The sequence below is a fragment of the Staphylococcus sp. HMSC077D08 genome, assembly GCF_001837945.1.
In the GTDB taxonomy this organism is placed as follows: Bacteria; Bacillota; Bacilli; order Staphylococcales; family Staphylococcaceae; genus Staphylococcus; species Staphylococcus epidermidis.
On the sequence record NZ_KV834763.1, the window covers coordinates 23,546 to 45,579 of the forward strand.

Below are 22,034 nucleotides of genomic sequence, written 5' to 3' on the forward strand. Positions count from 1 at the left end.
AATTTTTTCTGTAAGTTCAATGATTTTCAAAGATTAAAAGATTAAACGTAAGCAAGCAATGACAAATATACCTCCGAGAATTGTCACTGTTAGACTACGTGTGAAAATAGCGAGCATCACAGTTGGTACGATTGCAATAATATAAGGTAAATTAAGCGTATAACCAAATGTATGATCATGTTGTTGAATTACACCATCTATAATAAGAGCTGTAAATAAAGTGATAGGAATAAAAGAAAGCCATTTAATTACAATTGCTGGTAAGTTGACACGCGATATCATAACAAATGGAATAACACGAACGAGTAATGTGACCACGCCACATAAAACAATAAGTACTAATGTATGTAAATCTGTCGTCATTTTTCCATCATCACCCCTAACAATGCAGCAACTATTGCGGCTATCAATATTGCTACGTATGAAGGTAGAATTGAACTTAAAAGAATCATCATCACAATCACACATACAATGAGTACAATATATATTCTCAATCGTGATTTCTTAATACCTTCAAATTGAGATATACATAAAAAAATAAACATTGCGGTAATGGCAAAGTCTAGACCAAGCGCATCAGGATTTGAAATATACTCTCCGAAAATGGCGCCGATTACACAGGAAACAGTCCAAAATAGGTAAGCAGTAATATTTAGTCCGTGTAGCCATCGATCGTTAATTTTTTCACCTTTAACATATGGTGTTATAGCAACTCCAAAAGTTTCATCTGTTAATAACGTTCCAAGCCCTACCCTATTCCAAAATCCATATTGCTTATAATTAGGTGCTAAAGTCATACTTAATAAGAACATTCGAGAGTTAACGATAAGTGTTGTAAGCACAATTGCAGAAATAGGAGTGTCTGCAATCACTAATGTACAAATAATAAATTGGGCTGCACCGGCATAAATAATCAGACACAATAATATAATTTCTAAAACACTGAAATTTTGGGAGGCTGCCACAATTCCAAATGATAGTCCTACACCTGCATATCCAAGTAACGTAGGAATACACTCTTTCACACCTTGCTTAAACGTAAGGTGAGTCATATTATCAGCCCCAGTCTCTCCAATAAAATAATAAAATCAGTCTAATATACTTAATTACTTTATTCAATATATTTAAAGGCCGGTATGTGTGCCGTCATACATACCGTGGTCTAAAAAAGCTAATATATAAGAGTTTTATTTTTCAGAATTTTCTTTCTTGTTTTTAGACCCTCTTTCCAACTTCTATCCTTTAAAATCAAAATGTTTACAACATTACTTTTAAAGATTATCAAAAAATAATAGTGACTGAACTTTTGCAACTCTTTAAAACATCATTGATTTTTAATTTTTTATTAAAATTTTATTTAGAAATAGTAATTTTCAAAAGATACTTAATTTAGTTTGATATAATCACACCATCAAATGAAACGAGGTGTAACAATATTGAATTGGCAACGTAAATGTATACTAACTACTTTGTTGGTTTTAAGTAGTTTATTTTTAGTATTTTCGACTATCACATATGCGAGTGAACGTGATTATAAAGACAGTCTTAAAATCACTACACATAACGTGTATTTCTTACCTACTGCTATCTACCCTAACTGGGGACAATCTCAGCGCGCTGATTTAATTTCAAAAGCAGATTACATTCAAAATCAAGATGTCGTGATTCTAAATGAATTATTTGATAAAAAAGCATCAAAAAGATTGTTAGCACGTTTACATTCACAGTATCCTTATCAAACACCTATCGTTGGTAAAGGTACAGAAGGTTGGCAAAATACTTCTGGTACTTATAGAAAAATTAAAAAAGTAAGCGGTGGCGTTGGTATTGTGAGTAAATGGCCTATCGTACAACAAGAACAACATATTTATAAAAAAGGCTGTGGGGCTGATATGGCCGGTAATAAAGGCTTTGCCTACATTAAAATTAATAAGAATGGCAAATACCACCATATTATCGGAACACATCTACAAGCTGAAGATCCAACATGCTTTAAAGGAAAAGATAAAGACATTAGACAGAGTCAAATGAGTGAAATTAAACAATTTATCAAAGACAAGAATATCCCTAAAAATGAACCCGTCTATATCGGTGGTGACTTAAATGTCATTAAAGATTCAGAAGAATATCAACAAATGGCAAATAACTTAAATGTTTCGTTACCTACTCAATTCGATGGTAATGCATATAGTTGGGATACTAGCAGTAATAGTATTGCGAAATACAATTATCCTAAATTAGAACCTCAACACTTAGATTATATTTTATTAGATCGTGACCATGCACAACCAAGCTCATGGCATAATGATACACATAGAGTGAAGTCACCAGAATGGTCCGTGAAATCTTGGGGAAAAACATACAAATACAATGACTACTCAGATCATTATCCACTTTCTGGCTACGCATCAAATGAATAGGACGATTGATACATTTAATTATTAAATATTAATATTTAGAATAGGAGCTATATGAAACATTGGAATTAAACTTCGAATTTCATATAGCTTCTTTATGATATTATTTTATGGTTATATAGAAATAAACGTTGTTTGACAAACTCAGTTAAATATTTTGAATATGAATAACAACGTTTTAAAAATCAATTTCCACTATTTTATATTTTTACAGGCGTTCTCTAAAAGATAAATACTTGCTACTTCATGTATTATTTTCATGATTTTATAACTCAATCTATGACAATAAATTTTTACTATTTTTAGACATACGTTTGTGTGACGTCAGACAACCGTATCTATAAAAATCTGTTATATCAGCATTTTAAATCGCCAAAATTATTTTAAGTTATTTTAGACATCCATTCCTAATTGAATATAAAAATAACAATTTTGTCTTTATACATAAAAAACTGCCGATAAGTTTATAGAACCTTATCGACAGTTAAATAACTTTATAATATTGTAATCATCTAGTTAAGTTTATATGATTATTTGATTGGTTTTTCAATTTTAGTTTTGCCACCCATAAATGGTACTAATGCTTCAGGAATTGTTAATGTACCATCTTCGTTTTGATAGTTTTCAACGATGGCTGCAAATGTACGACCTACAGCTAAACCACTACCATTTAATGTGTGGACTAATTCTGGTTTAGAAGCAGCATCACGTTTGAATCGGATATTTGCGCGACGTGCTTGGAAATCAGTACAGTTAGAGCAAGAACTGATTTCTTTATAATCATTGTAACTTGGTAACCAAACTTCTAAATCATATGTTTTACTAGCACTGAAACCAATATCGCCAGTACATAAGATAACACGACGGTATGGTAAATCTAATTCTTCAAGAATAGCTTCAGCATTTTGTGTCATTTCTTCTAAAGCATTCCAAGAATCTTCAGGTTGTACAATACGAACCATTTCAACTTTATCAAATTGATGTAAACGAATTAACCCTCTTGTATCTCTACCAGCTGATCCTGCTTCACTACGGAAACATGCAGTTTGAGCTGTAAATAATTCAGGTAGTACACCTGGTTGAATAATTTCATCTCTATAGAAGTTTGTTAAAGGTACTTCTGCAGTTGGAATCGTATATAAACCTTCTTTTTCAACTTTAAATAAATCTTCTTCAAATTTAGGTAATTGACCTGTGCCAAACATTGTATCAGCATTCACTAATTGTGGTGTCATCATTTCAGTGTAACCATGTTGCGTTGTATGTTTTGTCAACATGTAGTTCATTAAAGCACGTTCAAGTAATGCGCCATCTTTAGTTAAGTATACGAAACGCGCACCAGATACTTTAGCAGCACGTTCAAAGTCAGCCATTTTTAATTCTTCAACTAAATCCCAATGCGCTTTAGGTTCAAATTCAAAATCACGTGGCGTACCCCATTTTTTAACTTCAACGTTTTCTTCATCAGAAGCACCTTGAGGTACGTCTTCATTAATTAAGTTAGGAATACGAATTAAGATATCTCTAATTTTATTATCTACTTCATTAAGTTGATTATCGATATCTTTAATTTCATCACCTAAATGACGCATCTCAGCAATGACGTCATCAGCATCTTCTTTATTACGTTTCTTTTGAGCTATTTCTTCGCTCACTTTATTTCTTTTCGCCTTCATCTCTTCAGTTTTACTGATTAATTCACGGCGTTGTTCATCTAATTCTAAAACTTGGTCGACAACTTTAGGATCGTCGCCTCTTAATTCAATTTTGCTCTTCACTTTCTCAGGTTCATTTCTAAATAAACGAATGTCTAACATGTAACCTTCATCCTTTCCCAAATAAAATATATTCAATTTTATGGATGACTTCGTGTGATAAAACAATAAAAAAAGACCACATCCCAGACAAGGGACGTGGTCTACGCGTTGCCACCCTATTTAACAATTTCAAGTAAATTAAAACCATTTACCTCAAATTGCGCTTAACTAAAATAACGGTTATTACCGATTGTTCACATACAGTAGGTAGATTCACATGAATGTCGATTACTTGTTCTCACTTACCACAAGCTCTCTGAAATCGAACTATCTATGCTACTTGTCCTACGAACAATACTTTATTAACTTAATTTTAATATAGCAAAGTCATTATCATATTTCAAGTTATTTTAAATTTGCAACAATTACGTCATATTTAGATGTGCTTATATGCAACACTTTTTAAATCATTTGTGTCCCGCTTCTACAACTTGTTGAAACTGAATATCTTGTCCTGTGTAATAGTAGATATATTGTGACGATATACATACAATTTTTCTCGGATGAGCGGCGAGAGAATTTCAACATTATTATAATCAACTGCTTGGAATGTCACCTTACGTTCTATTTCCATTTAATATTTTTAATTAAATAAATAAAACTGCTACATTATGCTATCGGTCTACTAAAATAATGAATGATACATGACGATGTAAAAAGAGTTTCATTTAACTATTGACGAATGTCAGATACAGGTATAGTATTCTTAATTGTATTTAGAAGAGATGATTTAAAATCACATGTAAACAATTGTTTGAAATAAATAAAAAGATTCGTGAAATAAAAGCAAACATAAGACTTGCAACATTTTAAGAAATAACATGTTATGGGAGGTTATGTCGTTATGAAAACGTTAGATTCTGTTAATATTCCTATAAGAAAAGACGAAACACATAAAGGTGACTATGGTAAAATTTTATTAATCGGTGGATCTGCTAATATGGGGGGCGCAATCATGCTTGCTGCACGCGCTTGCGTTTATAGTGGAAGTGGACTCATTACTGTAGCAACACATCCAAATAATCATGCTGCGCTACATTCTCGTTGTCCTGAGGCGATGGTTATAGATATTAATGATACTAAAATGCTTACAAAAATGATTGAAGCAACTGATAGTATCCTTATCGGTCCAGGTCTTGGAGTAGATTTCAAAGGTAACAATGCCATCACGTTTTTACTTCAAAATATACAACCTCATCAAAATTTAATTGTTGACGGAGATGCTATAACAATATTCAGTAAGTTGAAACCTCAAATTCCTACATGTCGTGTTATATTCACACCACATCAAAAGGAATGGGAGCGTTTGAGCGGTATACCTATTGAAGAACAAACATATGAACGCAATCTTGAAGCGGTAGAACGTATTGGCGCGACAGTAGTATTAAAACAACATGGTACGGAAATCTATTTCTGCAATGATGATGTCTATAAATTACCTATTGGCACACCTGCTATGGCTACAGGTGGTATGGGCGATACACTTGCGGGCATGATTACAAGTTTCGTAGGCCAATTTGATAACTTTAAAGAAGCTGTTACAAGTGCAACTTACATGCATAGTTTTATCGGTGAAAAATTATCTGACACAATGTATGTTGTTCCACCTTCACGTCTAATTAGTGAAATTCCGTATGTGATGAAACAACTTGAAGGTTAACAGATATCAGAATTAATTACTGTGCTTATCAGTACTGGTAAATTGAGAAGGTACATTGTTGAGAGGGACAGTTACATTTTAGACACTCTCTATTGAAGGGGGTCTAAATGTATGAAAATGATTATTCATTTATCCTCGATGCATGGTGCTACAGAAGTCATAAAGGACAAATCAATTTAATATAAACAAGAAATTAAAAAATGCATGAGGCATATTGCTATGTCTCATGCATTTTAGCATATTGGGCGTCGATGACTGAGTTAGAAAATAACCTCATTATCACTCTAGTCCGACTTCCCTATATATAAACTTTTATTCATTAAATCTACAGGTAGTTTAATTAAGGGGGGCCGGGCAGAACAACAAATTCTGTGTTTCTGTCTTACTCCCTTTTTAACTATTCATCACTATCTTCTTCATTATCTGAAGCACTCTCGATGTCTTCATTCACTCTATCCATAAAATCTTGTCTAATATCAATACGATCATCATTTTCAGGAGACTCTACAGATTCCGTTTCTGCATCACCTTCTGTATGAATCGCATTGCCTGGTGTCTGATCATCCACTACCTCTTCTACATCTGCTTTTTCAGCACTAGTGGTTTGTTGCGCTTCATCTACATTTTCCTCATTATCGTCTTCTTCTTTTACTTTAGCAACAGTAGAAACAAATTGGCCATCTCCGAGTTTCATAAGACGTACACCTTGTGCTGCACGTCCATTTTGAGAAATATCATGAACGTCAAGACGGATAATAACACCAGCGTTAGTTACAACCATTAAATCCTCTTCACCGGTCACAGTTGTGATACAAACGATGTTACCATTACGCTCAGTAATTGTCGCAGTTTTGATTCCTTTACCACCACGATTTGATAAACGATATTCGCTAACAGGTGTACGTTTACCGTAACCATTTTCAGTAACTACTAATACTTCATCTTCACTTTCTGAATCTGCAACATCAAGACCTACGACATTATCCCCTTCACGTAGAGAAATACCTTTCACACCTGCTGCTGTACGGCCTAATGGACGTAATGTAGATTCAGAGAATCTAATTAATGATGCATGTGCAGTTCCAATAAGAATATCTTCATTACCTGTTGTTAGACGTACTGCAATTAATTCATCATCTTCTTTAAAGTTAATTGCAATTTTACCGTTTTTGTTAATACGGGAAAAGTTACTTAATGATGAACGTTTAACGATACCTTGTTTTGTCGCAAATACGAGATAATCTTCTTCACTTTCAAGGTCTTTAACTGCAATCATCGTACTTATTGTTTCGTCATTTTCGAGTTCAATCGCATTGATAATAGGTATACCTTTGGATTGACGTGACAACTCAGGAACTTCATAACCTTTGAGTTTATATACACGACCTTTATTTGTAAAGAACAGAACATGATCATGTGTACTCATTGTTACCAATTGACTAACGAAGTCCTCATCCAACGTGTTCATACCTTGTATGCCACGACCACCACGATTTTGAGAACGATATGTAGATACTGGTAAACGTTTAATATAGTTATTATGACTTAATGTAATAACGATTTGTTCTTCAGGGATTAAGTCTTCATCTTCAAGATCTTCTAGACCACCTAATTGAATTTCAGTGCGACGTTCATCACCGAAACGTTCTTTAATTTCAGTCAATTCATCACGAACTAATTGTAATAACACTTCTTCATCAGCTAAAATCTCTTCTAACTCTTTAATATATTCTAGAAGTTCATTATACTCAGATTCTATTTTATCTCTTTCTAATCCAGTTAAACGTCTTAAACGCATATCTAAAATTGCTTGAGCTTGACGTTCAGTAAGTTTAAAACGCTCTTGTAAACTTGCCATCGCAATTTTATCAGTGTCCGATTCACGAATTGTTGTGATAATTTCATCGATATGATCTAGTGCTATTCGTAAACCTTCTAGAATATGTGCACGGTCTCTTGCTTTTTTAAGATTATATTCAGTACGTCGTCTAACCACTGTTTTTTGGTGCTCTAAGTAATGAATAAGTGCTTCTTTTAAATTGATTAGTTTAGGTCTACCATTCACTAAAGCAATCATATTCACACCAAATGATGTTTGTAATGGCGTTTGTTTATATAAATTATTTAAAATAACACTCGCATTTGCATCTTTACGTACATCAATAACTACTCTTACACCTGTACGCAAACTTGTTTCATCACGTAAATCTGTAATACCGTCGATTTTCTTATCTCTAACTAACTCTGCGATTTTTTCAATCATACGTGCTTTATTGACTTGGAAAGGTATTTCCGTTACGACAATACGTTGACGGCCACCACCACGTTCTTCTATTTCAGCACGAGAACGCATTTGAATTGACCCACGACCTGTTTCATAAGCTCGACGAATACCACTTTTACCTAGTACTAAACCAGCTGTAGGAAAATCAGGACCTTGGATGTCTTCCATCAGCTCATTAATTGTGATGTCTGGATTCTTACTTAAACTGAGCACACCATCAATAACTTCAGTTAAATTGTGGGGAGGAATATTTGTAGCCATACCTACGGCAATTCCTGCCGCACCATTCACTAATAAGTTAGGGAAACGTGCAGGTAAGACTGACGGCTCTCTTTCATTACCATCATAGTTGTCAATAAAATCAATTGTGTCTTTGTTGATATCTCGTAAAAGTTCTAATGTTATTTTAGTCATACGTGCTTCGGTATAACGCATTGCGGCTGCACCGTCACCATCCATAGAGCCAAAGTTACCTTGACCATCTACAAGTGGATAACGATAACTAAAGTCTTGGGCCATTCTTACCATTGCTTCATAAATTGAAGAATCACCATGAGGGTGATATTTACCCATCACATCCCCGACTATACGTGCAGATTTCTTATACGGTTTATCGGGCGTCATACCTTGTTCATTTAAACCATAAAGAATACGACGATGTACTGGCTTTAATCCGTCTCTAACATCAGGTAATGCACGAGAAACGATAACACTCATAGCATAGTCTAAGAATGATTCACGCATTTCACTGGTTATATTTCGTTCATTAATTCTTGATTGAGGTAATTCAGCCATCAAGAGATCCTCCTTCAAAAGTTCAGTTCATAGTGTCTAGAAATCTAGGTTGGCATAAACTGCATTGTCTTCGATAAATTGTCTGCGATTTTCTACTACATCGCCCATTAACATTTCAAATGTTTGGTCTGCATCAATTGCATCTTCAAGTCTCACTTGCAACATAGAGCGATGTTCAGGATTCATAGTCGTTTCCCATAATTGGTCTGCGTTCATTTCACCAAGACCTTTGTAACGTGCAATTGACCATTTTGGTGACGGGTTTAATTCTTGTTTCAACTTGTCTAGTTCTCTATCGTTAAATACATAATATTTTTGTTTTCCTTGCGTTAGTTTATATAAAGGCGGCTGAGCAATATAAACATAGCCCGCTTCAATTAAAGGTCTCATGAAACGATAGAAGAATGTAAGTAATAACGTACGTATATGTGCACCATCAACATCGGCATCAGTCATGATTACGATTTTATGATAACGTGCTTTTGATATATCGAATTCTCCTCCAATACCCGTACCAAATGCAGTAATCATTTGACGAATTTCGTTATTGTTTAAGATACGATCTAAACGTGCTTTTTCCACATTCAAAATTTTACCTCTTAAAGGTAAAATGGCTTGTGTTCTTGAATCACGACCAGATTTAGTAGACCCCCCGGCAGAGTCACCTTCTACCAAGAAAATTTCACTTTCTTCAGGGTTCTTACTAGAACAATCTGCCAATTTACCTGGTAAGCTTGAAACGTCTAATGCTGATTTACGACGCGTAACTTCACGTGCTTTTTTGGCAGCTACACGTGCGCGTGAAGCCATGATACCCTTCTCAACAATAATACGTCCTACAGACGGATTCTCATATAAGAAACGTTCAAAGTGTTCAGAAAATAATCTATCAACAACTTGACGTACTTCAGAGTTTCCTAATTTTGTTTTAGTTTGTCCTTCAAACTGAGGATCGCCATGTTTAATTGATACGACTGCTGTTAAACCTTCCCGTGTATCTTCACCTGAAAGTCTATCTTTATCCTCTTTAATAATCTTACTTTGTGTTCCATAGCTATTTAAAACGCGTGTTAAAGCACGTTTAAAGCCATCTTCATGCGTACCACCCTCGTATGTATGAATATTATTCGCATACGTTAATAAGTTGGTTGCATATCCACTGTTATATTGAAGTGCAATTTCTACTTCAATATCATCTTTAGACTGATGGATATATATAGGTTCATCGTGAAGAGGTTCTTTATTCTCATTCAATAAATCTACATAGGATTTAATCCCGCCTTCATAATGATATGAGTCTTCTCTAACTTCCTCTTCCCTTTCATCTTTTAAAGTAATTTGAATACCTTTATTTAAGAAAGCAAGCTCACGTATACGCTTTTGAAGTGTTTCATAGTTATAAACTGTTGTTTCTGTAAAGATTTCTTTATCGGCTTTGAATCGAATAGCTGTACCTGTTTTATCTGTATCGCCAATTTCTTTAAGATCAAATTGTGGCACACCTTGTTTATAGGCTTGATGATAAATCGTGCCATTACGATGTACATAAACTTCAAGATCTTGTGAGAGAGCATTAACAACTGAAGATCCAACACCGTGAAGACCGCCAGATACTTTGTATCCGCCACCTCCGAATTTACCTCCAGCGTGAAGTACAGTTAAGATAACTTCGACAGCAGGGCGTCCCATCTTTTCTTGAATATCAACAGGAATACCACGGCCATTGTCAGTAACTTTAATCCAATTGTCTTTCTCAATTATAACTTCAATATGACTAGCATAACCTGCTAATGCCTCGTCAATACTATTATCAACAATTTCCCATACTAAATGGTGCAACCCTCTTTCTGAAGTTGAACCAATATACATACCTGGTCTTTTACGAACCGCTTCGAGACCTTCTAAAACTTGTATCTGTCCAGCACCATAATTATCTGTGTTGTTTACATCTGACAATGTATTCACCATCACTTTCTCGTTACTTTAGTAATTCACCTTGACTAATACGGTATAACTTAGCGTTATTCATTATTTCATGATCTATTCCTTCAACTGACGTTGTTGTCACAAATGTTTGTACTTTATGTTGAATCGTACTTAACAAATGAGTTTGACGTGAATCATCAAGCTCACTCAAGACATCATCTAAAAGTAAGATTGGATATTCTCCTACTTCAATATTCATTAATTCAATTTCTGCCAACTTAATTGATAGCGCAGTTGTACGTTGCTGACCTTGTGAACCATACGTTTGAGCATCCATGCCATTTACATTGAAACTTAAGTCATCACGATGTGGGCCATAGAGACATACACCTCGTTCTTTCTCTCTTTGTAAATTGTCATTTAACAATGCTAATACTTCTTCAATTAACTCAGATTGATTAGCTTCATAATTACTTAACTTCAAACTTGGAACATAATCGAGTGTCAGTGTCTCTCGATGATTTGTAATACCTGCATGAATGGGTTGTGCAAGTGTTTCTAATTCCTTTATAAAGTGCTCTCGACGTAACGTAACCTTCAGTGCATATTCAGCAAATTGTTGGTTTAAGACTTCTAGCATTGTTGTATCTGTCTTCTGCCCAATTTGTAACTGTTTAAGGTAATTGTTCTTTTGCTTTAGAATACGCTGATATTGAGCTAAATCATTCAAATAGACAGCAGATATTTGTCCTAACTCCATATCTATGAACCGTCGACGTATTTGTGGTGAACCTTTAACGATATTTAAATCTTCAGGCGCAAATAAGACGACATTTAAATGTCCAATATATTGAGTTAGTCTGCTTTGTTCAAGATGATTCACTTTAACTTGCTTACCTTTTTTAGTTATAAACATCGTAAGCGGCATCGTGCCATGTCTATAACTTAGCTCACCCTCTATTTTAGCATAATCAGAATTGAAACGTATGAGTTCCTTATCATTTGACGTACGATGACTTTTAGCAAGCGCTAAGGTATAAATTGATTCAAGTAAATTTGTCTTTCCTTGTGCGTTCTCACCAATAAGGATATTCACTTCAGGATGACAATCTAATGTCACCTGTTCATAGTTACGATAATTCTCTAATTGGAGTGTATTAAGTTTCATTGTTCACCTTGATGGATGATTAAAAAGGAACCCGTATCTTCAGGGATATCTGTAATATCAATGCGGTCGTTGTGTTCTAATTTTTTGCCACGTCTTGTTTCACGTTGTCCATTAATTAAAACCTCAAAATCCTGTAGAAACCATTTGGCTTGTCCACCTGATTCTATGATTCCTTCAGTTTTAAGAAATTGACCTAAAGTGATATTTCCTTCTACAACAACTTCTTGAACCAAAATTTCTCACTCCATTTCTGTATGTGTCATTAATATATTATACCGTTTTTTACTTTGAATTTCATTTAAAATAAAGAATGAAATCGTTTACTTTGATATATATTTTATTTTATCAAAAGCTGCTACAAATTTTATAATTTACTTACAATCATTTTAGAAACTTACACTGAATTTTAATTTTAAAGGGGTTTTTAGCACACTTTTTCCACAAGGGTAATTAATACTCAAATATATTTATTATTGCTATGAAAAGCGCTCAGTACATTTAAAATTAATTCTACATTCACGATAATTATCTCATTCGTCTATATTAAGTTTTGAATGTTTGAAATGAGGTTTGGTATCAATATAAAAGAGCCTATGCGACAAATGCACAGGCTTCTTTGTATAAGAGATTTAGCAATCTAATACGATTATAATTTTAATTTTTATTAATATGTTCTAATAGGCAGAATTAATTGCGTTACAGAATCATCATCTTTTGGTTTTAAGATAAATGGTTTCATTGTACCAAAGAATTCTACTTCTACTTCATCATTATCAATGGCTTTTAACGCATCCATCATGTATTTTGAGTTGAAAGAAATTTTCAAGTTTCCGCCTTCTACATCATTAGCGTTAACTTCTTCTTTAACAGTACCAATTTCAGGAGAAGTAGATGAAAGTTCAACTAATTCATTACCTGTACTTAATTTAATAACATTATTTCCACCTTCTCGTGCTAATAAAGATGCACGATCAATTGCATGATAAAAGTCTCCATTGTTAATTCCTAATTTAATCTCATAATTTTCTGGGAATAAACGTGTCGTATCTGGATAATGACCTTCAAGTAAACGTGAGATGAAATTAATATTCCCCACTCTGAATAACACTTGGTTAGAAGCAAAGAAAATATCAATATCTTCATCGCTGTCACTCATAATTTTGTTTAATTCAGATAAAGCTTTACCAGGAATGATGACATTTTTATTTTCTGATTCATCTTCTAACTGTAATTTTCTTACAGCTAAGCGGTGTGAATCTGTTGCTGTGCATATTAATTCATTATCTTGTATAAGCCAGTTTACACCAGTAAGTACTGGTCGTGTTTCTGAGGTGGACACTGCAAAATTAGTTTGTGCAATGATATTTTTTAGTACCTTAACAGACAATTGAATAGCGTCATCTCGTGATACCTCAGGTAATAATGGATATTGATCAGGATCTAAACCACTTAAGTTAAATTCTGAATGACCTGATGTGATTAATGTTTGGAATTGTTCATTAGTTGATAATTTAACTTCTTTTCCAGGAAGTTTTTTAATAATATCAACGAAGAAACGACCAGGAAGTACAACTGATCCTGTTTCTGTAATTTCAACAATTTCTTCACCATCAACTTGTTTTGGAATAGTGATTTCTATTGATATTTCTGAATCTGACCCAGTTAAAATGACTTCATTATCTTTAGCATCAATTTTGATACCTGTTAAAATCGGTAAAGTTGTTCTAGGTGAGATAGCTTTTAATGTGTCGTTAAGTTGATTAATAAAATAATCTCTTTTGATTGTGAATTCCATCATTAAATTTAAACTCCTTCCAGTCGTTTATATATAATTATATAGGTTTTAAAATCATAGTAATAGTAGTAGGCATTGTGGATTGGTGGATAAGTCTAAAAAACTTACGGATAGCACAGTTATACACATGTGGATAAACTGTGTATGTTGTGTATTAATTTTTCACATTGTCCACAATTGCTATTGTTATTCAGAGGGACAACTACCCATCTTTTTAAGTTTTTGGGAATTGATTTACTTAGTAATTATTCCCTAAAAGACCGTTTACAATCTGCTAATTTTCAATTTATTCAATATTGATTGATTTATTTCCCATTACTGATTTCTAATTTCTTTTTCTAAGTTTTCTACTTCTTGCTTAAATGTAGGATCAGACTTGATATCATTTGCAATCTTTTCATGGGCATGGATAACTGTTGTATGATCGCGACCTCCAAATTCTTCACCTATCTTAGGTAATGAAAAATCAGTTAATTCTCTAGATAGATACATAGCTATTTGTCGTGGGTAAGCAATTGACTTTGTACGTTTTTTAGCACTAAAATCTTCAATTCTTACACTATAATATTGACCAACTACCTTTTGGATATCTTGAATTGTAATCTTTTTAGACTTAGGTGATTGAATGATATCTTTTAACGCTTCTGCGGTAAGTTCGGTTGTAATAGGTTTCCCTTGTAATTTTGAGTACGCTAAAAGTCGAGTTAATGCGCCTTCAAGTTCACGAATATTGGATTGAATTTGGTTGGCGATGTAATTCAATGCTTCTGGCGGAATATCAAGATTTTCTTCTTCAATTTTCTTTTGTAATATTGCCATTCTTGTTTCGTAATCAGGTGGCGTGATATCAACTATTAGCCCCCACTCAAAACGAGAACGTAGACGGTCTTCTAGCTTAGCAATTTCTTTTGGTGGACGATCACTTGAAATAACGATTTGCTTATTATTTTGATGTAATTCATTAAAAGTATGGAAGAACTCCTCTTGCGTTTGTTCTTTATTTTGAATGAATTGAATATCATCAATTAATAAAACATCAATTTTACGATACTTTTCACGAAATGCTTCAGTTTCATTATCACGTATTGATTTAATAAATTCGTTTGTGAATTTCTCACTAGAAGTGTAAATGACTTTAGCATTAGGTTTGTTACTAAGAACATGATGTCCAATTGCATGCATTAAATGTGTTTTACCTAGACCTACGCCTCCATATATAAATAATGGATTATAAGCTTCTGCCGGTGCTTCTGCAACAGCTAAACTTGCAGCATGTGGGAAACGATTGCCAGGTCCAATGACAAATGTATCGAATGTATTGTGCATATTAAATTGTTCTTTTCCCCAAGTCTTATCATCTATAGAAGAATTTTGTACTTGGGGTTCTTGAACTTCTTGTGTATTTACATTGTTGTAGGATGCAAGTTCATCTTCAGAAATAAAATGTGGTTTCACTTCATAACCGATGACATCATAAATAATAGCCTGCATAATTTCTGAATATCGCTGATTAAGCCAACTCGCATTGAAAGGCAGACTTACTAATATAATGGCTTCGTCATTTTTAAGTGAGTAGAGTTGCGTATCTTTTATGAACGTTTGATAACTAGTGTTTGAAATTCTTTCCTGGGCAATTTCTAAAACTTTATCCCAAATTTCTTTCTCTGACATAAATAACTCCATCTTTCTTAAAATTTTAGACTTATACACAGAAATAACATAGGTGGATAAAAATAATCACAGTATGTTAATAATTATCCACAAGTTAATCACAATCAGTGGATAACTTAAACATAACTATGATTTATGCACACCATTTATGTATATAAATTTAATAAATAAATCCTTATAAAATCATAATTTGAACGACTTATCCACATAATTATACTTTTTAACTCCAAGTGATGTCAAATGGCTGTGAATATGTTGTTAAATTTTGAATAACTGTGTGTATAGCGCATATGTTATCCACAGTTTTTGAGAGAATTTCTGTGTATAAGTGGATAACTTCAAATAAGCGTCACAATTTCTTTTTTTACTTTGGGAAATAATTTATATGGATTGTATGAACTATGTATATGACAAATTATTATTAAAATTGGTAATAATTTGATGAAGAAAAAAGATTTCTTATATTAAATCACAACAAGTGATTTTCAATCGTTATATTCGTAAATTCATCTTGCTTTATAAAAGGTATTTTGTTATATTGTAGTAGTTGCTTGAATTATGACTAGATAATAATAAGCTATAGAACAAATTTCTTAATAGCAGACACAATAAGAGAGCAATTGCTCAGATGAAGTATGTTAGTAATTGAAGCTAATATATACTTCGTTAATTTATCTATTTATATGAACCAATTTCTAGGTAGGAAGTTGGAAATATTGGTAATTGAATTCAGATGGAGGTGTTTTGCATGGTAAAACGTACTTATCAACCAAATAAACGTAAACATAGTAAAGTTCATGGTTTCAGAAAACGCATGAGCACTAAAAATGGCCGCAAAGTTTTAGCGCGTCGTCGTCGTAAAGGCCGTAAAGTTTTATCTGCATAAGATCACTGAATCATCAGTGGTCTTTTTTTTGTTTAAATAATAAAATGATATTTAAGTATTGTTCTGATATCATTTTCAAAATAATATATACGTATGTTTTGTTAATAGATAATTGTTACTATTAAAATGAATAGATTAGAATAAGCGAGTGATGTTTAATGGAAAAAGCATATCGTATTAAGAGAAATTCAGACTTTCAAGCGATATACAAGAATGGGAAGTCTGTTGCAAATAGACAATTTGTTGTCTATACCTATAAAAATAGAGATTTAAAACATTTTCGCTTAGGAATAAGTGTCTCAAAAAAACTGGGGAACGCTGTTACAAGAAATAGAATTAAAAGAGCAATAAGAGAGAATTTTAAAGTGCATAAGCAAAATATTATCGCTAAAGATATTATAGTTATAGCGAGGCAACCAGCAAAAGATATGAATACACTAGAGATTCAAAGTAGTTTAGAGCATGTGCTTAAAATTGCAAAAGTGTTTAATAAAAAGATCAAGTAGGGCAGGGGGCTTAGACTAACCGAAGTCTAACGTAACACAAACCGAAGGCTTACATCTTGATGTTGAACAATTTATTAGCTTTTTTAAAAGAAACAAATTACAATGTTATAATGAATTTTTACATTAATAAGGAGGCGAGACTCTTATGGATTTTGATACGATTACAAGTATTTCAACACCTATGGGTGAAGGTGCTATTGGAATTGTGAGATTATCTGGGCCACAAGCTATTGAAATCGGAGATATCTTATATAAAGGAAAGAAAAAGTTATCTGAAGTTGAGACGCATACAATAAATTACGGTCATATTATTGATCCAGAAACAGATGAAACAGTTGAAGAAGTCATGGTGTCTGTTTTACGTGCCCCTAAAACTTTCACACGAGAAGATATTATTGAGATAAATTGCCATGGTGGTATTTTAACAATTAATCGTATATTAGAGTTAACTATGACTTATGGTGCACGTATGGCAGAACCAGGTGAATATACAAAACGTGCATTTTTAAATGGTCGTATAGATTTATCTCAAGCAGAAGCGGTTATGGATTTTATACGTTCCAAAACTGATCGAGCTTCTAAGGTTGCGATGAATCAAATAGAAGGACGTTTAAGTGATTTAATTAAGAAACAACGTCAATCCATATTAGAGATACTCGCCCAAGTTGAAGTTAACATTGATTATCCAGAGTATGATGATGTAGAAGACGCAACGACAGACTTCTTACTAGAACAGTCTAAGCGTATTAAAGAAGAAATCAATCGATTACTTGAAACAGGTGCACAAGGTAAAATAATGAGAGAAGGGTTATCTACTGTTATTGTAGGACGTCCTAATGTTGGGAAGTCTTCGATGCTAAATAACCTTATTCAAGATAATAAAGCAATTGTGACTGAGGTCGCTGGTACAACAAGAGACGTGTTAGAAGAATATGTCAATGTTAGAGGTGTCCCATTACGACTTGTAGATACTGCGGGTATTAGAGATACTGAAGATATCGTAGAGAAGATTGGTGTAGAACGTTCTAGGAAAGCTTTAAGTGAAGCAGATTTAATTTTATTTGTGCTTAATAACAATGAACCTCTGACGGAAGATGATCAAACTTTATTCGAAGTCATTAAAAATGAGGATGTTATTGTAATCATTAATAAAACAGATTTAGAGCAACGATTAGATGTTAGCGAACTAAGAGAGATGATTGGTGATATGCCACTTATACAAACATCGATGCTTAAACAAGAAGGTATTGATGAATTAGAAATACAAATTAAAGATTTATTCTTTGGTGGCGAAGTACAAAATCAAGATATGACTTATGTATCGAATTCACGTCACATTTCATTGTTGAAACAAGCGAGACAATCAATTCAAGATGCGATTGATGCTGCTGAGTCTGGTATCCCAATGGATATGGTGCAGATTGATTTAACACGTACTTGGGAAATTCTAGGAGAAATAATTGGAGAATCAGCGAGCGATGAATTAATAGATCAACTATTTAGTCAATTTTGTTTAGGAAAATAATGATATAAAAATATAAACTAGACGGTAAGTCGTCTACAATTCAAGATTTTAAGACTTTTGGGAGGTAAAATAGTGGTTCAAGAATATGATGTAGTAGTCATTGGTGCTGGTCACGCCGGTATTGAAGCAGGTCTAGCTTCAGCTCGTCGGGGTGCTAAAACGCTGATGTTAACAATTAATTTAGATAATATTGCTTTCATGCCATGTAATCCATCTGTAGGTGGTCCTGCGAAAGGAATCGTTGTACGTGAAATAGACGCTTTAGGTGGACAAATGGCAAAAACTATTGATAAAACGCACATTCAAATGCGTATGCTTAATACAGGGAAAGGTCCAGCTGTTAGAGCTTTACGTGCTCAAGCAGATAAAGTATTATATCAACAAGAAATGAAGCGTGTACTTGAGAATGAGGATAATTTAGACATCATGCAAGGTATGGTTGATGAACTCATTATAGAAGATAATGAAGTTAAAGGTGTTCGTACTAACATTGGTACAGAATATCGTTCTAAAGCTGTCATTATTACAACAGGTACATTCTTACGTGGAGAAATTATACTAGGAAACTTAAAATATTCTAGTGGTCCTAACCATCAATTACCATCTGTAACGCTAGCGGATAATTTAAGAAAATTAGGATTTGATATCGTTAGATTTAAAACGGGTACGCCACCTCGTGTAAATGCGAGAACCATCGATTATTCTAAAACTGAAATCCAACCAGGTGATGATATAGGTCGTGCGTTTAGTTTTGAAACAACCGAATTTATTTTAGATCAATTACCTTGTTGGTTAACTTATACAAATGGAGATACACATCAAGTCATTGATGATAACTTACATTTATCTGCTATGTATTCCGGTATGATTAAAGGTACAGGTCCTAGATATTGTCCATCAATTGAGGATAAATTTGTTCGCTTTAACGATAAACCAAGACATCAACTTTTCCTAGAACCTGAAGGACGTAATACGAATGAGGTATACGTGCAAGGATTATCTACTAGTTTACCTGAACATGTTCAACGTCAAATGTTAGAAACCATTCCAGGTCTTGAAAAAGCAGATATGATGCGTGCAGGTTATGCTATTGAATATGATGCAATCGTACCTACTCAATTATGGCCAACGTTAGAAACAAAAGCGATCAAAAACTTGTATACCGCTGGTCAGATTAATGGAACGTCAGGATATGAAGAAGCAGCGGGACAAGGTATTATGGCAGGTATTAACGCTGCTGGTAATGTTTTAGGTACAGGTGAAAAAATACTCAGTCGTTCAGACGCATATATTGGTGTACTTATAGATGATTTAGTCACTAAGGGTACAAATGAACCGTATCGATTATTAACTTCACGTGCGGAATATCGATTATTATTACGTCATGATAATGCTGATTTACGTCTCACTGATATGGGGTATGAGTTAGGCTTAATATCAGAAGAACGCTATGCAAGATTTAATGAAAAGCGTCAACAAATCAAAGATGAAATACAACGACTTACCGATGTACGTATTAAACCAAATGAACATACGCAAGCAATTATTGAAGCTAAGGGTGGTTCAAGATTAAAAGATGGTATATTAGCGATTGATTTATTACGTCGTCCGGAAATGAACTACGAAACAATTTTAGAAATCTTAGAAGAATCACATCAACTTCCTGAAGCGGTTGAGGAGCAAGTTGAAATTCAAACAAAATATGAAGGTTATATCAATAAATCTTTACAACAAGTAGAAAAAGTTAAAAGAATGGAAGCGAAAAAAATTCCTGAGGATTTAGATTATAGCAAGGTAGATAGTTTAGCATCTGAAGCACGCGAAAAGTTAGCTGAAGTTAAACCATTAAATATTGCACAGGCTTCACGAATTTCAGGTGTGAATCCAGCAGATATCTCAATTCTACTTGTTTATTTAGAACAAGGTAAGCTTCAAAGGGTGAAACAATAATGAGTATTGAATGGTTATCAGAGAAATTAAGCGAGCAAGGCATAGAACTATCTAATACGCAAAAAGAGCAATTTCAAAAATACTATCAATTACTTGTTGAATGGAACAAAAAAATGAATTTGACAAGTATTACTGATGAACAGGATGTTTATTTAAAACATTTTTATGATTCAATAGCGCCCAGTTTTTATTATGATTTTAACGGTCAATTAAGTCTTTGTGATATCGGTGCTGGTGCAGGTTTTCCAAGTATACCTTTAAAGATAGTATATCCTGAGTTGAAAGTGACGATTGTAGATTCTCTAAATAAAAGAATACAATTTCTAAATCATTTAGCTGCAGAACTAGGTCTTGAAGATGTTAGTTTTGTGCATGATCGAGCAGAAACATACGGCAAGGGTGTCTACAGGGAGTCTTATGATATTGTTACAGCTCGTGCAGTAGCGAGATTGACTGTCTTAAGTGAGCTGTGCTTACCTTTAGTAAAAAAAGGTGGACAGTTCCTTGCACTTAAATCTTCAAAGGGTAAAGAAGAATTGCAAGAAGCGACGTTTGCTATTAATATTTTAGGCGGTAATGTGAAAGATACTTATACTTTTGAATTACCTGAAAATGCCGGTGAGCGACAAATGATTATTATTGATAAACGTAGACAGACATCAAAAAAATACCCAAGAAAACCAGGTACTCCAAACAAATCTCCACTAGTTGAAAGTTAAGACATCATAGTATGATAAATAATTGAGAGGGAGAGAATGGATAATGAAGAAACCTTTTTCAAAATTATTTGGTTTAAAAAATAAAGATGACATCATTGGTTATACTGAAGAAGAACGTAATAATAATGTAGAATCCATTCATATTGAACGTATCGTACCCAATCGTTATCAACCTAGACAAGTATTTGAGCCAAATAAGATTAAAGAATTAGCAGAGTCTATTGAAGAACATGGATTATTACAGCCTATAGTTGTACGTCCAATTGAAGAAGATATGTTCGAAATTATAGCCGGCGAACGACGATTTCGAGCATTACAGTCGTTGCATAAACCTCAAGTAGATGTCATTGTTCGAGATATGGATGATGAAGAAACAGCGGTAGTTGCATTGATTGAGAATATTCAACGTGAAAACTTATCTGTCGTCGAAGAAGCGGAAGCTTATAAAAAGTTACTTGAAATCGGGGGAACGACTCAAAATGAATTAGCAAAAAGTCTAGGCAAAAGCCAAAGCTTCATTGCTAATAAACTTAGATTATTGAAGTTAGCACCCAATGTGATTAAAAGATTACGTGAAGGTAAGATTACAGAAAGACATGCACGAGCGGTATTAGTATTACCTGATGAAACACAAGAAGAATTAATCGAACAAGTTATTAGTCAGAAGTTGAATGTGAAACAAACTGAGGATAGAGTACGTCAGAAAACTGGACCAGAGAAAGTAAAAGCGCAGACTTTCCAATTTTCTCAAGATGTAACACAAGCAAAAGAAGAACTAGGTAAGAGTATTGAAACGATAGAAAAATCAGGTATACGCGTTGAACAAAAAGATAAAGAACATGAAGATTATTATGAAATTAAAATAAAGATATATAAGAAATAATTAAAACATACTAAGATTAGCTATGAAGAAAT

General features: G+C 33.6%; 17 protein-coding genes and 1 other annotated feature. Of the genes, 8 read left to right on the top strand and 9 right to left on the bottom strand.

Annotated elements, in window-relative coordinates:
* Window positions 1-33 precede the first annotated feature (33 nt).
* Both HMPREF2663_RS06895 and HMPREF2663_RS06900 read right to left on the bottom strand, forming a co-directional pair.
* Window positions 34-363, bottom strand: a complete 330-nt coding sequence (locus HMPREF2663_RS06895; protein ID WP_002447636.1) for an AzlD domain-containing protein — start codon at window positions 361-363, stop codon at window positions 34-36.
* The gene (locus tag HMPREF2663_RS06900; protein ID WP_002458516.1) at window positions 360-1,052 is read right to left on the bottom strand and encodes an AzlC family ABC transporter permease; all 693 of its coding nucleotides are present in this window, start codon (window positions 1,050-1,052) and stop codon (window positions 360-362) included. Before HMPREF2663_RS06900 ends, HMPREF2663_RS06895 begins: the two co-directional genes overlap by 4 nt.
* Window positions 1,053-1,436: 384 nt before the next feature.
* On the opposite strand from HMPREF2663_RS06900, the gene sph reads away from it, so the two are divergent.
* The gene (gene sph, locus HMPREF2663_RS06905) at window positions 1,437-2,420 is read left to right on the top strand and encodes a sphingomyelin phosphodiesterase (RefSeq protein ID WP_002458517.1); all 984 of its coding nucleotides are present in this window, start codon (window positions 1,437-1,439) and stop codon (window positions 2,418-2,420) included.
* Between the two features lie 527 nt (window positions 2,421-2,947).
* On the opposite strand, the gene serS is transcribed toward sph, so the two are convergent.
* Window positions 2,948-4,234, bottom strand: coding sequence for a serine--tRNA ligase (gene serS, locus HMPREF2663_RS06910; protein WP_002458518.1), 1,287 nt, complete (start codon window positions 4,232-4,234; stop codon window positions 2,948-2,950).
* An 87-nt stretch (window positions 4,235-4,321) separates the two neighbouring features.
* Window positions 4,322-4,536, bottom strand: a binding site (T-box leader).
* Between the two features lie 542 nt (window positions 4,537-5,078).
* Between serS and HMPREF2663_RS06915 the strand changes: the two genes are divergently transcribed.
* Window positions 5,079-5,894: an NAD(P)H-hydrate dehydratase gene (locus HMPREF2663_RS06915; protein WP_001831762.1), complete on the top strand. Its 816-nt coding sequence runs from the start codon at window positions 5,079-5,081 to the stop codon at window positions 5,892-5,894.
* A 397-nt stretch (window positions 5,895-6,291) separates the two neighbouring features.
* Here HMPREF2663_RS06915 and gyrA read toward each other — a convergent pair whose 3' ends face one another.
* From gyrA to dnaA, 6 genes are all read right to left on the bottom strand, one after another.
* Window positions 6,292-8,973, bottom strand: a complete 2,682-nt coding sequence (gene gyrA, locus HMPREF2663_RS06920) for a DNA gyrase subunit A (protein ID WP_070846090.1) — start codon at window positions 8,971-8,973, stop codon at window positions 6,292-6,294.
* A gap of 36 nt (window positions 8,974-9,009) precedes the next feature.
* Window positions 9,010-10,941 (bottom strand): DNA topoisomerase (ATP-hydrolyzing) subunit B, encoded by a 1,932-nt coding sequence (gyrB, locus tag HMPREF2663_RS06925; RefSeq protein WP_002447642.1) that lies wholly within the window; start codon window positions 10,939-10,941, stop codon window positions 9,010-9,012.
* A gap of 10 nt (window positions 10,942-10,951) precedes the next feature.
* Complete coding sequence (recF, locus tag HMPREF2663_RS06930; protein WP_002458520.1) at window positions 10,952-12,067, bottom strand: DNA replication/repair protein RecF; 1,116 nt, start codon at window positions 12,065-12,067, stop codon at window positions 10,952-10,954.
* Window positions 12,064-12,300 carry a S4 domain-containing protein YaaA gene (gene yaaA, locus HMPREF2663_RS06935; protein WP_001831806.1) on the bottom strand — a complete coding sequence of 79 codons (237 nt, stop codon included), beginning with the start codon at window positions 12,298-12,300 and terminating at the stop codon, window positions 12,064-12,066. Before yaaA ends, recF begins: the two co-directional genes overlap by 4 nt.
* Before the next feature lie 431 nt (window positions 12,301-12,731).
* Window positions 12,732-13,865, bottom strand: a complete 1,134-nt coding sequence (dnaN, locus tag HMPREF2663_RS06940; RefSeq protein WP_002447644.1) for a DNA polymerase III subunit beta — start codon at window positions 13,863-13,865, stop codon at window positions 12,732-12,734.
* Between the two features lie 312 nt (window positions 13,866-14,177).
* The gene (gene dnaA / locus HMPREF2663_RS06945; RefSeq protein ID WP_002458521.1) at window positions 14,178-15,533 is read right to left on the bottom strand and encodes a chromosomal replication initiator protein DnaA; all 1,356 of its coding nucleotides are present in this window, start codon (window positions 15,531-15,533) and stop codon (window positions 14,178-14,180) included.
* Window positions 15,534-16,281: 748 nt separating this feature from the next.
* Between dnaA and rpmH the strand changes: the two genes are divergently transcribed.
* The 6 genes from rpmH to noc all read left to right on the top strand — a co-directional run bounded on the left by rpmH (window position 16,282) and on the right by noc (window position 22,002).
* Entirely contained in the window at window positions 16,282-16,419 is a 138-nt protein-coding gene (gene rpmH, locus HMPREF2663_RS06950; protein ID WP_000240855.1) for a 50S ribosomal protein L34, read from the top strand.
* Window positions 16,420-16,577: 158 nt separating this feature from the next.
* The gene (gene rnpA, locus HMPREF2663_RS06955; RefSeq protein ID WP_001832522.1) at window positions 16,578-16,925 is read left to right on the top strand and encodes a ribonuclease P protein component; all 348 of its coding nucleotides are present in this window, start codon (window positions 16,578-16,580) and stop codon (window positions 16,923-16,925) included.
* 145 nt (window positions 16,926-17,070) lie between these two features.
* A complete protein-coding gene (mnmE, locus tag HMPREF2663_RS06960; protein ID WP_002458522.1) occupies window positions 17,071-18,450 on the top strand; it encodes a tRNA uridine-5-carboxymethylaminomethyl(34) synthesis GTPase MnmE in 1,380 nt (459 codons plus the stop codon).
* A gap of 72 nt (window positions 18,451-18,522) precedes the next feature.
* Complete coding sequence (gene mnmG / locus HMPREF2663_RS06965) at window positions 18,523-20,400, top strand: tRNA uridine-5-carboxymethylaminomethyl(34) synthesis enzyme MnmG (RefSeq protein ID WP_001831818.1); 1,878 nt, start codon at window positions 18,523-18,525, stop codon at window positions 20,398-20,400.
* Complete coding sequence (gene rsmG, locus HMPREF2663_RS06970) at window positions 20,400-21,119, top strand: 16S rRNA (guanine(527)-N(7))-methyltransferase RsmG (RefSeq protein WP_070846092.1); 720 nt, start codon at window positions 20,400-20,402, stop codon at window positions 21,117-21,119. The genes mnmG and rsmG overlap by 1 nt, the downstream gene beginning before the upstream one ends.
* A 43-nt stretch (window positions 21,120-21,162) precedes the next feature.
* Window positions 21,163-22,002, top strand: a complete 840-nt coding sequence (gene noc / locus HMPREF2663_RS06975) for a nucleoid occlusion protein (protein WP_001831794.1) — start codon at window positions 21,163-21,165, stop codon at window positions 22,000-22,002.
* The last annotated feature ends 32 nt before the right edge of the window (window positions 22,003-22,034 follow it).

Excerpts from the sequence above, each read along its gene's own strand:
- HMPREF2663_RS06900 (WP_002458516.1), bottom strand. The coding sequence starts at position 1,052 with ATGACTCACCTTACGTTTAAGCAAGGTGTGAAAGAGTGTATTCCTACG.
- HMPREF2663_RS06915 (WP_001831762.1), top strand. The coding sequence starts at position 5,079 with ATGAAAACGTTAGATTCTGTTAATATTCCTATAAGAAAAGACGAAACA.
- gyrA (WP_070846090.1), bottom strand. The coding sequence starts at position 8,973 with ATGGCTGAATTACCTCAATCAAGAATTAATGAACGAAATATAACCAGT.
- noc (WP_001831794.1), top strand. The coding sequence starts at position 21,163 with ATGAAGAAACCTTTTTCAAAATTATTTGGTTTAAAAAATAAAGATGAC.
- HMPREF2663_RS06895 (WP_002447636.1), bottom strand. The coding sequence starts at position 363 with ATGACGACAGATTTACATACATTAGTACTTATTGTTTTATGTGGCGTG.
- dnaN (WP_002447644.1), bottom strand. The coding sequence starts at position 13,865 with ATGATGGAATTCACAATCAAAAGAGATTATTTTATTAATCAACTTAAC.
- gyrB (WP_002447642.1), bottom strand. The coding sequence starts at position 10,941 with ATGGTGAATACATTGTCAGATGTAAACAACACAGATAATTATGGTGCT.
- recF (WP_002458520.1), bottom strand. The coding sequence starts at position 12,067 with ATGAAACTTAATACACTCCAATTAGAGAATTATCGTAACTATGAACAG.
- dnaA (WP_002458521.1), bottom strand. The coding sequence starts at position 15,533 with ATGTCAGAGAAAGAAATTTGGGATAAAGTTTTAGAAATTGCCCAGGAA.
- rnpA (WP_001832522.1), top strand. The coding sequence starts at position 16,578 with ATGGAAAAAGCATATCGTATTAAGAGAAATTCAGACTTTCAAGCGATA.
- mnmE (WP_002458522.1), top strand. The coding sequence starts at position 17,071 with ATGGATTTTGATACGATTACAAGTATTTCAACACCTATGGGTGAAGGT.
- rsmG (WP_070846092.1), top strand. The coding sequence starts at position 20,400 with ATGAGTATTGAATGGTTATCAGAGAAATTAAGCGAGCAAGGCATAGAA.
- serS (WP_002458518.1), bottom strand. The coding sequence starts at position 4,234 with ATGTTAGACATTCGTTTATTTAGAAATGAACCTGAGAAAGTGAAGAGC.
- rpmH (WP_000240855.1), top strand. The coding sequence starts at position 16,282 with ATGGTAAAACGTACTTATCAACCAAATAAACGTAAACATAGTAAAGTT.